This is a genomic window from Pseudomonas sp. W2Aug9 (genome assembly GCF_023127755.1).
GTDB lineage: Bacteria > Pseudomonadota > Gammaproteobacteria > Pseudomonadales > Pseudomonadaceae > Aquipseudomonas > Aquipseudomonas synxantha_A.
In genome coordinates this window covers 15,484-27,304 of sequence record NZ_SPKL01000026.1, presented here as the reverse complement: position 1 = coordinate 27,304, position 11,821 = coordinate 15,484, and the positions used below count along the sequence as shown (strand labels likewise).

Sequence of the window (11,821 nt, the reverse complement as noted above, 5' to 3'; positions counted from 1 at the left end):
CCCCCTCCCACATTGGTTTTGTGGTGCATTCAAGGTTGTCAGGCGGTCTCTTCCTCGCGGCGATGAGCCCACTGATACAACGCCGGCAACACCAGCAGCGTCAGCAATGTCGATGAAATAATCCCGCCAATCACCACCGTCGCCAACGGGCGTTGTACTTCGGCGCCGGTGCCGGTGGCGAGTGCCATGGGGATAAACCCGAGGGACGCCACCAGCGCAGTCATCAGCACCGGGCGCAAGCGGGTCAGCGCGCCTTCGTGGATCGCCACCGCTAACGAGCGCCCTTCTTCGCGCAGGTTGCGGATAAAGGCGATCATCACCAGGCCGTTCAGCACCGCCACACCCGACAAAGCGATAAAGCCCACCCCCGCCGAAATCGATAGCGGAATATCCCGCAGCCACAGCGCCATGATTCCACCAGTCAACGCGAACGGAATCCCGGTGAACACCAGCAAGCCATCCTTGAGGTTGTTGAACATCATGAACAGCAGGCCGAACACCAGCAGCAACGCCACCGGCACCACGATACGCAGGCGCTCGGAGGCTTCTTTCAACTGCTCGAATTGCCCGCCCCAGGTGGTCCAGTAACCGGCGGGCACTTTCACCTGAGTGGCAATGGCCGCTTCGGCTTCCTCGACAAACGAGCCGATATCACGCCCACGCACGTTGGCGCTGACGATCACCAGGCGCTTGCCATTCTCGCGACTGATCTGGTTGGGGCCCAGCACCAGGTCGAGGCTGGCGACCTGGGACAAGGCGATAAAGCCCAGTTGTCCCGAGGTACTACCGGCCAGCGCCGGCACCGGAATCAACAGCCGTGACAAGCCTTCGATGTCTGTGCGCAGTGCGTCGGACAGGCGCACGACCATGTCGAAACGCCGATCACCTTCGTACAACGTACCGGCCTGACGCCCACCGACGGCGACAGCGATGGTGTCCTGCACATCGCCCACATTCAGGCCAAAGCGAGCGGCCTTATCGCGGTCGATATTGATGGTCAGCACCGGCAGGCCGGAGGTCTGTTCCACCTTCACTTCCGAGGCGCCGTTGAGCTTTTGCAAGGTCTCGGCGATTTCCCCGGCAGTGGCGTTGAGCACTGCCATATCATCGCCAAACACCTTCACCGCCACATCGCTGCGCACCCCGGAAATCAGCTCGTTGAAACGCAGCTGGATCGGTTGCGACAGCTCATACACGCTGCCCGGCACAATCGCGCTGGCGCGTTGGATGTCGGCAATGATCGCCTCGCGTGACTTGCTCGGGTCCGGCCATTGGTCCTTGGGTTTGAGCATCACGTAGCTGTCGGAGATGTTCGGCGGCATCGGGTCGGAGGCGATTTCCGCCGTACCGGTGCGCGCAAATACCCGCTCGATTTCCGGCACTTCGGCCAGCAAGGTTTTTTCCAATTGCTGCTGCATCTGCACCGATTGCGTCAGGCTGGTGCCAGGTACGCGCAGCGCCTGCTGGGCGAAGTCGCCCTCGCTGAGGCTGGGGATAAATTCGCTGCCCATACGGCTGGCGACCAGGCCCGATACGACGATGGTCAGCAGCGCCAGGCCAAATACCAAGGGGCGGCGCGTCATCACCCAATTGAGCACTGGGTCATACACCCGGCGTGCGCTGCGCATGACGAAGTTTTCTTCTTCCTTGACCTTGCCGGTGACGAACAACGCAATCGCCGCCGGTACGAAGGTCACCGACAGAATCATCGCGCCGAGCAAGGCAATCACCACCGTGAACGCCATCGGGTGGAACATCTTCCCGGCCACCCCGGTAAGAGCAAAGATCGGCAGGTACACCACCATGATGATCAGTTGCCCGAAGATCAGCGCCCGTCGCGCCTCTTTGGCAGCAGCGAACACTTCGTGCAGGCGCTCACTGCGGGTCAGCAGGCGGCCGTGACGCTGCTGCGCATGGGCCAGACGACGGATGGCGTTCTCGACGATCACCACCGCACCGTCGACGATAATGCCGAAGTCCAGCGCACCGAGACTCATCAGGTTGGCGCTGACTTTGTTGGTGAACATGCCGGTGAAGGTGAACAGCATCGCCAGCGGAATCACCATCGCCGTGATCAGCGCCGCACGAATATTGCCCAGGAACAGGAACAACACCGCCACCACCAGCAACGCACCTTCGAAGAGGTTCTTCTTCACGGTGGCGATGGCTTTTTCCACCAGGTTGGTGCGGTCGTAGACGGTGACCGCCACCACGCCTTCGGGCAGTGAACGGTTGATCTCCTCGAGCTTTTTCGCCACTGCCTGGGACACGCTGCGGCTGTTCTCACCGATCAACATGAACACGGTGCCCAGTACTACTTCGCGGCCGTTTTCGGTGGCGGCGCCGGTGCGCAGCTCGCGGCCAATGTCGACCTGGGCCACGTTACGCACACGAATCGGGGTGCCGTCCGAGGTGGTGATGACAATGTTGGCGATGTCATCGATAGACGCCACTTGCCCCGGCGCGCGGATCAACAACTGCTCGCCGCTGCGCTCGATATAACCGGCACCAACGTTGGCGTTGTTGCGCTCCAGCGCGGTCACCAGATCGTTGAGCGTCAGGTTGTAGGCGGCCAGGCGCTTGGGGTCCGGTGCGATCTGATATTCCTTGGCGAAGCCGCCAATGGTATTGATCTCGGCCACGCCCGGCACGTTGCGCAGCTGCGGTTTGATGATCCAGTCCTGGATCACCCGCAAGTCGGTCGGTGTGTACGGCGTGCCGTCGTCCTTGCGCGCACCGTCCTGGGCCTCCACGGTCCACAGGAAAATTTCCCCAAGCCCGGTGGAAATCGGCCCCATCGCGGTTTCGATGCCATCGGGCAATTGTCCTCGGGCCACTTGCAGGCGCTCGTTGACCAGTTGGCGGGCAAAAAACAGGTCGGTGCCGTCCTTGAAAATCACCGTGACCTGGGACAAACCGGAACGCGACAGTGAACGCGTCTGCTGCAAGCCGGGCAGACCGGCCATGGCGGTTTCGATGGGAAAGGTGATGCGCTGCTCGGTTTCCAGCGGCGAAAAACCGGCGGCCGCCGAGTTGATCTGCACCTGCACGTTGGTGATATCGGGCACCGCGTCGATGGGCAGTTTCTGATAGCTGGCGATGCCGACACCGGCCATCAACAGCACCGCCAGCAACACGATAATGCGCTGCTCGATGGCGAATTGGATAAGGCGCTCAAACATGGAGAATCACTCGCAGATCAATGGGCGTGTTCGGCCGAGCCTTTGCCCAGTTCGGACTTGAGGATGAAGCTGCCAGCCGTCGCCACTTGCGCACCGGCCTCCAGGCCCTGACGCACTTCGACGTAGCCGTTTTCACTGACGCCCAGTTCAAGATGGCGGGTGATAAAGCCTTCTGCAGTGCGCACGAACACCGAGGGCTTGTCCTCGACGGTCTGGATGGCGGCTTGCGGCACGGTCACCTTGGCCTGGTAGGTATCGGTGGCGACTTGCACGGCCACGAATAAACCAGGACGCCAGGCGTCGTCGGGGTTGGGCACCGTCACACGCACGGTGGCGGTACGCGTTTGCTCGCCGAGCAAGTTGCCGACATACGCCACGGTGCCCAGCACTTCGGTGCCCATTTCCGTCGAGCTGACTTTTACTGGTTTGCCTACACGGACCTTGTTCAAGTCCTTGGGAAAGACACCGAAGGTGACCCACACCTGAGACAGGTCCGAGAGCGTGAATGCGTTGCTGGTTTCACTGACCACCTCGCCCACGCCCAGGTGTTTTTCCACCACCACCCCGGCGAACGGCGCCCGCAGTTCATAGCGATTGCCACCGGCCAGAACTGCGCTGCCGCTGAGGGCGGTCATCTTCTGCCGCGCATTGTTCAGGGCGATTTCGGCCTCTTGCAGGGTTTGCCGCGCCAGCAGGTAATCCTGCTCGGCGGAGATTTTGTCCTGCCACAACTGGCGCTCGCGCTCAAAGGTGGTACGCGCCAGTTCGACCCGGCGCTGGCTGGCCGCCAACTCACTGCGCTGGTCGGAAATCTGCTGGCTGGCGATCACCGCCAACAGTTCGCCTTTTTTTACCGACTGGCCCAGATTGACGTTCACCGCTTCCACTACGCCCGCAGCACGGGGCACGATGTGGGAGGTACGGTCTTCATCAAAACGCACCTCGCCGGGCAGCGTCAGCACCGTGCTGATCGAGCGCGGTTGCGCCTGGGCCAGTTGAATACCGGCGGCCTGGATCTGCTGCTCGGTGAGTTCAAGTTTGCCTTCTTCTTCCTCGGCGTGGGCCAAGCCCGATAGCAGCAGGCCCAAGGCGACGGCGAGCGCCATGCCATGTTTTTTGTTCATCAGGGAACTCCAGGAAAAATCAAAACCGGGCGAGGTCGCCGTAAATTCGTTCGATACGCACCCAGGCGTCGGTGGCCTGGGCCGTCGCCGCGAGGTACTGGGTGCGGGCCGCGATCAAGGTACGCTGGGCGTCGAGCACGTCGAGAAAGTTGAACTTGCCCATCTCGAAACCACGGGTGGCGCTGTCTACCGCGCTCTGTGCGGCAGGCAGGATCTGTTGGTTGAACGCACGCACTTCGGTGTTCGCCGTTTGCCACAGGTCCAGGGCCTGGCGGGTTTCGGTGCGCAGGCGCAGCTCGGCGGCGTTGCGCAGGTCGCGGGCCTGGTCGGCGCGTCGAGTGGCCGCGAGGATGTTGCCCTGGTTGCGGTTGAACAGCGGGATCGGCATCGACACGCCCACCAGGTTGACCCGCTCGCGCACGCTGGCGTCGTACTGGCTGCCAATGGACACATCCAGGTCCGGAATGCGCTGGGCTTTTTCCAGGCCCACGCTGGCTTCGTTCTGCACAATGTTCAGTTCGGCCAGGCGCAGTTCGGCGGTTTGCTCAAGACGTGCCAGCAATGGCGCGGCGGCGGGTAACGCCGGCGCGGAGGTGTTTGGCGTGGCGACGGCCTGGAAGTCGGTGGCCGCACTGCCGGTGCTGGTGGCCAGGCGACGGTAGGCATCAGTGAGGCCAATCTGTGCGCGGTTCGATTCCAGGCGGATTTCCGACACCTGCACCTGGGCGCGGGTAGCTTCCACCGGTGATGACTTGCCGGCGGTGACACGCCCGTTGGCGACCACCAGGCCGCGCTCGGCAAGCGTCATGGAGCGTTGCGCCAGGTCGAGGCGCTCCTGGGCGCGCAGGGCGCCGTAGTAGCTGTCGATGACCTCGGCGCGCAACAGGTTACGGCGCTGCTCCAGGGTCAGCGCGGCGGCGTCCTGGGCGCGGGTGGCCACCTCGATGCGCGCACCGCGCTTGCCGCCCAGTTCCAGGGTCTGGCTGAGTTTGATACTGGTGGTGCGGCTGTTGCGGCGGGTGTCTTCGGCATCCCAGGAGGCCACCGGGTTGGGGATCAAGCCGGCCTGCTGGCGGCCGCCCTGGGCGATGTCGATTTCCCATTGTGCGGCCGCCAGGTCCGGGTTGTTGGCGAAGGCGGTTTGCAGCGCTGCATCGAGGGTGAGGGGTTGTGCCTGGGCGGCGTTTGCGGATATCCACAATGCCAATGCTGCCGCCCCCAACAGTGTTCTAACGGAAATTGCCATAACGAGAGTTCCACGCCCATGAAGTCGCTGAGGTGTCCCAGCGGGGGCAATGTAGCTGTCGGTACTTATCAGGGCCGTGGGTGAAAGATTACAAATCCGTTAGCCAGGCTCAGGCATGCACGTCGTCGTGATCGTCATGCTGAAAACTCTCGCCCTCGACCTGGATCGTGGCATGGGAAATATCGAATTGCTCGTGCAGTAACTCCGTCACTCGGCTGAGGATCTGCTGCTCAGTGCCCTGGGATGCATCCGCGACCAAATGCGTACTCAGCACATTCTTGCCACTGGTGAGGGCCCAGATGTGCAGGTCGTGCACGTCCCTGACCCCAGGCACGCTGCGGATGGCCTGCTCCACCTGCTCGATATCGACGCCTTCCGGCACACCTTGCAGCAGGATGTTCATGCTCGCCTTGAGGAGGGTCCAGGTGCGCGGCAATACCCAAAAGCCGATGGCGGCCGCGACCACGGAATCGACCCACCCCCAGCCGGTGAACATGATCACCAGCGCGGCAATGATCACGCCGACGGAGCCGAGCATGTCGCTCCAGACTTCCAGATAGGCACCCTTGACGTTAAGGCTCTCGCCGCTGGCCGCGCTGAGCAGGCGCATGGAGATCAGGTTGACGACCAGCCCCAGCAGCGCAATCACCAACATGCCGGTGGACTGGATCTCGGCGGGCGTCTGCAGCCGCAGGTAAGCCTCGTACAAGATGTAGAACGCCACGGCGAACAGCAGCAATGCATTGAACGCAGCCGCCAGAATCTCGAACCGCGCATACCCGAAGGTGCGCTTGCGATCTGCCGGGCGCTTGGCGACCTGGATCGCCACCAGGGAAATCGCCAGGGCCAGGGCGTCGGTCATCATGTGCGCCGCGTCCGACAACAGTGCCAGGCTGCCGGTGATAAAGGCGCCGATGACTTCGGCCAGCATGAAGCTGCCGGTCAGCCCCAGGGCGATCCACAACTTGCGTTCGTGGCCGGCGCGTACTTGGGCGTGGCTGTGTCCTGCGCTCATGGGATGTCCTTGTGGGTTGGGAGGAAACGGATCATAGAGCTATAGGCCAGATCCACGGGCATGGTTTGCAAAATTGTCATCTGCACGCCAGAACGTCGTTAGCGTTGAGCGCACCAAAATCGTTCATGGACACGATGGGGCAGTTCTATCAGGTATGCTTTTCAAGCCGAAACAAAAAGAAACATATTAGCCAACCTGCTCGATAAGGAGTTCCGTTTTGGAGTTATCGACTGCCGCGTGGATGGTTCACGACACCCGTCTTATGCTCTGCGTCCTGCTGGCCATCGCGAGCATCATCGTGCTGATCAGCGCGACCAAATTGCCGCCGTTCCTGTCGATTCTGATCGGCACCTTTATCGCCGGTGTGGGTGCCGGTCTACCACCAGAGGAAGTGGCCAAAGCGTTCAGCAAGGGCGCCGGGGCGATTCTGGGTGAGGCCGGTATTATCATTGCCCTGGGCGCAATGCTCGGCGCGCTGATGGCCGAATCCGGTGCAGCCGACCGTATCGCCACTACCTTGCTTGGGCTGGGCAAAGGCAAGTCATTGCCGTGGGTGATGGCGCTGGTCGCCATGGTGATCGGCCTGCCGCTGTTCTTTGAAGTGGGCCTGGTGATGATGGTGCCGATCATCTTTGTGATGGCTAAGCGTTCGAACCAGCCGCTGCTGAAAATCGCCATCCCGGCATTGGCGGGCATGACCACCCTGCACGCCCTGATGCCGCCGCATCCGGGGCCGCTGATTGCCGTGGGTGCGTTGCACGCCGACCTGGGCCTGACCATGTTGCTGGGTTTGTGCCTGGCGGTACCGGCGGTGATCCTGGCCGGGCCGCTCTACGGCAATTGGTTGTCCAAGCGCCTGCATGTGGACGAACCGGCCGAGATTGGCGCGCTGTTCAGCGCACCGCCCAAGGCTCCGCGCCAGCCGAGCTTTGGGGTGTCGTTGCTGATCATTCTGTTGCCGGTGATCCTGATGCTCGGCAGCACGCTGGCCAAAGTCGCGCTGGCGCCAGAAAGCCCCCTCGGCCTGACCTTGAAGTTCCTCGGTGAACCGCTGATCGCTCTCGGCCTGGCCGTCATCGCCGCAGTGATTTGCCTCGGCTGGGCCGCAGGCATGCCACGCGCCGACGTCGGCAACACCCTGCGCAAAGCCCTGGCGCCCATCGCCGTGTTGCTGCTGACCATCGGCGCTGGTGGCGGCCTCAAGCAAACCCTGCTGGACGCAGGCGTCAGCCAGACCATCAGCAAGGTCGCCGAAGGCGCGCACATGCCCTACCTGTTGCTGGCCTGGCTGATCGCCGTGGCCCTGCGCCAAGCCACCGGCTCGGCCACCGTCGCTACCACTACGACGGCGGGCATCCTCGCGCCGATGATGGCCGGGCTGGCGGCAACGCAAAGCTCATTGGTCGCCCTCGCGATTGGCGCCGGTTCGGTGTTTTTTTGCCACGTCAACGACGCCGGGTTCTGGATGGTGCGCGAGTACTTTGGCTTGCAGTTGAAACAGACGATCTGGGTGTGGTCGGTGTTGCAGACGATTGTTTCGGTGGTTGGGCTGGTGGGTACCTTGTTGCTCTGGCACTTCTTGACCTGAACTTCAGGCGGCCAAGGTGTGGCGTTTGCCAAACAACGCCACACTTCCCACCCCCACCGCCCCCATCACCACGCAATACCCCACGCAGACCCACGGGCTGGTCGGCATCAGCGCGATCAATAGCAGCGGCGTGGTACTCGCCCATAGCGCATAGGCGATGTTGTAGGTGAAGGAAATCCCCGATACCCGCACCTGCGCCGGGAACAGACCGACCATCACCGACGGCACCGCGCCCACCACGCCGCAGCTCAAGCCTGCCATGGCGTACGCCGCGCCCAACCACACGCCGCCGCTGATCAGGCTGGCATACAGGATAAAAATCCCCACCGGCAGCAACAGGCTGTAGACCAGCACCGCGCGCCAGGCGCCGATGCGGTCCACGAGCAAGCCTGCGAGGACGCAACCGATATTCAGGAAGACGATGCCCAACGCGCTCAGGGCGAAGGTGTGGCTGGGGCTCATGCCGAAGGTTTTCTGCATCATGGTCGGGGTGATGACCACCAGCACCACCACGGCGGAGGTGAGTACGCAGGTCAGGATCATGGCCGGCAACAGCACGGCGCGATGCTCGCGCAGCACGGTGCGTAATGGCATTTCGGCGGCGGCCTGGCGACGCGCCTGCATTTGGAGGAACACCGGGGTTTCGCTGAGCCAGCGACGCAGCCATACGCCGATCACGCCGAATACGCCGCCGAGCAGGAAGGGCAAGCGCCAGGCATAGTCGAGGATTTCGGCTGGGGTGAAGACTTGCGCCAGCAAGGTGGCAGTCAATGCGCCCAGCAGGTAACCGAAGGTCAGGCCGGCTTGCAGGAAGCCCAAGGCGTAGCCACGGTGCAGGCGCGGCGCGTGCTCGGCGACGAAGGTCCAGGCGCTGGGCACTTCGCCGCCCACTGCGGCACCTTGCAGCACGCGCAGCGCCAGCAGGATCAAGGGTGCGAAATAGCCGATCTGCGCGTAGGTCGGCATGATGCCGATCAGCAGGCAGGGCAAGGCCATCATCAGGATGCTCAAGCTGAATACGCGCTTGCGCCCCAGGTGGTCGGCAAAGTGCGCCATCAGGATGCCGCCCAGCGGACGGGCGAGGTAGCCAGTAACGAAGATGCCGAAGCTTTGCAATAGGCGCAGCCACTCAGGCATTTCCGGGGGGAAAAATAATTGGCTGAGGGTCAGCGCGAAAAACACAAAAATAATGAAGTCGTAGATTTCCAGGGCTCCACCGAGGGCGGCCAGGCCCAGGGTTTTGTAGTCGGAGCGGGAAAAACGCTGCGCCCGTGGGGAAAAGGTGGCAGTCATGTGCAGGCTCGGCAGACAAACAAAATGGCGTGCAGGTTATGAGCTGAACCCATTGAAGGCAATCACGACGGATATATTTGTTTTACTCATTGATCGTTGAAGATAACTACATTCCCAAATCAATGGGGGTAGAGGAACATGCCGTAAAACTGCCAAACCCCATAATAAATACAAGAGGAAAGCTTCATGGCCGATGCTATCGAAGAAAGCCGTTACGCTCGATTTGCTCTGCGTTGTTCCAATTTTGCCGAGCGCTGGTTTCCCGACTCCTGGGTGTTTGCCGCCCTCGCGGTGATTATCGTCGCCGTGGCGACCCTGGGCATGGGCGCAGCGCCCGCCGAAGCGGCCAAGGCATTTGGCGACGGGTTCTGGAGCCTGATTCCGTTCACCATGCAGATGGCGTTTGTGGTGATCGGCGGTTATGTAGTCGCCAGCTCGCCGCCCGCGGTGAAGTTGATCGACCGCCTGGCGCGCATCCCCAAGAACGGTCGTTCGGCGGTAGCCTGGGTGGCGTTGATTTCCATGGTGGCATCGTTGCTCAACTGGGGCTTGTCCCTGGTGTTCGGCGGTTTGCTGGTGCGGGCGTTGGCCCGTCGTACCGATTTGCGCATGGACTACCGCGCCGCTGGCGCTGCGGCATACCTGGGCCTCGGTGCCGTGTGGGCGTTGGGGCTGTCGTCGTCAGCCGCGCAGTTGCAGGCCAACCCGGCCAGCTTGCCGCCGTCGATCCTGTCGATCACCGGGATGATCCCGTTCACCGAAACGATCTTCCTGTGGCAATCCGGTGTGCTGCTTCTGGCGCTGATCGTGGTGTCGCTGATCATCGCCTACGCCACCGCGCCAGGCCCCAACAGTGCCCGGGATGCCAAGGCCTGCGGCGTCGACCCGGCCTTTAACCTGCCCAAGCCACAACCGCCGACGCGTCCTGGCGAATGGCTGGAACACAGCCCGTTGCTGACGATATTGCTGGCATTGCTGGCAGCCGGCTGGCTGTTCCATGAGTTCTCAACCAAGCCGGCGATCAGCGCCATCTCGGGGCTCAACACCTATAACTTCCTGTTCATCATGGTCGGCGCCCTGCTGCACTGGCGCCCGCGCAGCTTCCTCGATGCCGTGGCCCGTGCGGTGCCGACCACCACCGGCGTGCTGATCCAGTTCCCGCTGTACGGCTCGATTGCCGCACTGATGACGGTGGTCAAGGGCGGTGACGGCCAGACCCTGGCGCACCATATCTCGACGTTCTTCACCTCCATCGCCTCCCACGACACCTACGCGCTGCTGATGGGCGTGTATTCGGCGGTGCTGGGCTTCTTCATCCCATCGGGTGGCGGAAAGTGGATTATCGAGGCGCCCTATGTGATGCAAGTGGCCAATGACCTGCAATACCACCTGGGCTGGGCGGTGCAGATCTACAACGCCGCCGAGGCACTGCCGAACTTGATCAACCCGTTCTATATGCTGCCGCTGCTGGGGGTGTTGGGGCTGAAGGCGCGGGACTTGATCGGGTTTTCGTTTGTGCAGTTGTTGGTGCACACGCCGCTGGTGTTGTTCTTGTTGTGGGCGCTGGGGACGACGTTGAAGTATTTGCCGCCTGTGATGCCCTGAATAACGGGTGACCGCAACTGTTGGTAGAACAGCTGCGGTCAAGGATTTACAGGAAGGCGTGCCAATAGATCAGGTAATGCACTCTGTATCGTGTCCCAAACAACATCCAAGTTGATATCGAAGTAACCATGAGCGATTCGGTTGCGCATCGCTCGCATATTGCGCCAAGGAATATGTGAATGGCGTGCCGCGAAGTCCGGATGCTGATCCATGATTTTCGTCGACGCTTCACCAACGATGATCAGGCTCATGACCACAGCTTGTTGTGTTCGCCGGTCCTCCAAAAACGCTTCTTTGCTCAAGCCCTCTACAAAAGTGATAGCGTCAGTGGCAGCTTGCCTTATGTGCTCCAGATAATCCCCTAAGCGATTTTCTGTCATACAGGACGGGCCTCAGCCAACACCTTGGCGCGAAATTTCAAAGGCAAGTCGCCAGGCGTCAACAGGTCGACATTGACGCCTAACAAGTCCTCAAGCTCGACCTGCAACCCGCCAAGATCAAAAAGAGTTGTCCCCGGTGGCACATCAACCAACAAATCAAGATCACTGCCTTCTTGGTCGGTACCCGTTAATACAGACCCAAATACTCTCGGGTTTGATATTTGGAAACGTCCTATCACTTCTCTGACAGCTGCTCGTTGTAGATCAAGTGCAGTTGAAGGTTTCACGACTCACCTCGATGGTGTGCATTAGAAGCCCAGTCTAGCAGCGCTTACTCTGTGTAGACACGCCCCGCACATCACATGTGTGTCTTCGTTCCGTCACATTC

The 11,821-nt window shown here is 61.5% G+C and carries 9 protein-coding genes; 2 read left to right on the top strand and 7 right to left on the bottom strand.

The genetic code is table 11. From position 1 onward, the window contains the following. Positions 1-38: 38 nt before the first annotated feature. The 4 genes from E3O56_RS16275 to E3O56_RS16260 form a co-directional block, all read right to left on the bottom strand. The gene (locus E3O56_RS16275; RefSeq protein WP_248128558.1) at positions 39-3,182 is read right to left on the bottom strand and encodes a CusA/CzcA family heavy metal efflux RND transporter; all 3,144 of its coding nucleotides are present in this window, start codon (positions 3,180-3,182) and stop codon (positions 39-41) included. Positions 3,183-3,199: 17 nt separating this feature from the next. Continuing rightward, positions 3,200-4,306 carry an efflux RND transporter periplasmic adaptor subunit gene (locus E3O56_RS16270; protein ID WP_078820219.1) on the bottom strand — a complete coding sequence of 369 codons (1,107 nt, stop codon included), beginning with the start codon at positions 4,304-4,306 and terminating at the stop codon, positions 3,200-3,202. Between the two features lie 19 nt (positions 4,307-4,325). Beyond that, complete coding sequence (locus E3O56_RS16265; RefSeq protein WP_248128557.1) at positions 4,326-5,552, bottom strand: TolC family protein; 1,227 nt, start codon at positions 5,550-5,552, stop codon at positions 4,326-4,328. Positions 5,553-5,661: 109 nt separating this feature from the next. Further along, on the bottom strand, positions 5,662-6,567 hold the full coding sequence (locus E3O56_RS16260; protein WP_248128556.1) for a cation diffusion facilitator family transporter: 906 nt from the start codon (positions 6,565-6,567) through the stop codon (positions 5,662-5,664). Between the two features lie 217 nt (positions 6,568-6,784). Here E3O56_RS16260 and E3O56_RS16255 point away from each other — a divergent pair, with 217 nt between their 5' ends. Beyond that, complete coding sequence (locus E3O56_RS16255; RefSeq protein WP_228309310.1) at positions 6,785-8,155, top strand: gluconate:H+ symporter; 1,371 nt, start codon at positions 6,785-6,787, stop codon at positions 8,153-8,155. 3 nt (positions 8,156-8,158) lie between these two features. Here E3O56_RS16255 and E3O56_RS16250 read toward each other — a convergent pair whose 3' ends face one another. Further along, complete coding sequence (locus tag E3O56_RS16250; protein ID WP_248128555.1) at positions 8,159-9,448, bottom strand: MFS transporter; 1,290 nt, start codon at positions 9,446-9,448, stop codon at positions 8,159-8,161. A 186-nt stretch (positions 9,449-9,634) separates the two neighbouring features. Between E3O56_RS16250 and E3O56_RS16245 the strand changes: the two genes are divergently transcribed. After that, complete coding sequence (locus E3O56_RS16245; RefSeq protein ID WP_032878044.1) at positions 9,635-11,053, top strand: TIGR00366 family protein; 1,419 nt, start codon at positions 9,635-9,637, stop codon at positions 11,051-11,053. 38 nt (positions 11,054-11,091) lie between these two features. On the opposite strand, the gene E3O56_RS16240 is transcribed toward E3O56_RS16245, so the two are convergent. Both E3O56_RS16240 and E3O56_RS16235 read right to left on the bottom strand, forming a co-directional pair. Further along, a complete protein-coding gene (locus E3O56_RS16240) occupies positions 11,092-11,433 on the bottom strand; it encodes a DUF86 domain-containing protein (RefSeq protein WP_148853412.1) in 342 nt (113 codons plus the stop codon). Then, positions 11,430-11,720 (bottom strand): nucleotidyltransferase family protein, encoded by a 291-nt coding sequence (locus E3O56_RS16235; protein ID WP_078820214.1) that lies wholly within the window; start codon positions 11,718-11,720, stop codon positions 11,430-11,432. Before E3O56_RS16235 ends, E3O56_RS16240 begins: the two co-directional genes overlap by 4 nt. Positions 11,721-11,821 lie beyond the last annotated feature (101 nt).

Excerpts from the sequence above, each read along its gene's own strand:
- E3O56_RS16245 (WP_032878044.1), top strand. The coding sequence starts at position 9,635 with ATGGCCGATGCTATCGAAGAAAGCCGTTACGCTCGATTTGCTCTGCGT.
- E3O56_RS16250 (WP_248128555.1), bottom strand. The coding sequence starts at position 9,448 with ATGACTGCCACCTTTTCCCCACGGGCGCAGCGTTTTTCCCGCTCCGAC.
- E3O56_RS16260 (WP_248128556.1), bottom strand. The coding sequence starts at position 6,567 with ATGAGCGCAGGACACAGCCACGCCCAAGTACGCGCCGGCCACGAACGC.
- E3O56_RS16240 (WP_148853412.1), bottom strand. The coding sequence starts at position 11,433 with ATGACAGAAAATCGCTTAGGGGATTATCTGGAGCACATAAGGCAAGCT.
- E3O56_RS16265 (WP_248128557.1), bottom strand. The coding sequence starts at position 5,552 with ATGGCAATTTCCGTTAGAACACTGTTGGGGGCGGCAGCATTGGCATTG.
- E3O56_RS16275 (WP_248128558.1), bottom strand. The coding sequence starts at position 3,182 with ATGTTTGAGCGCCTTATCCAATTCGCCATCGAGCAGCGCATTATCGTG.
- E3O56_RS16270 (WP_078820219.1), bottom strand. The coding sequence starts at position 4,306 with ATGAACAAAAAACATGGCATGGCGCTCGCCGTCGCCTTGGGCCTGCTG.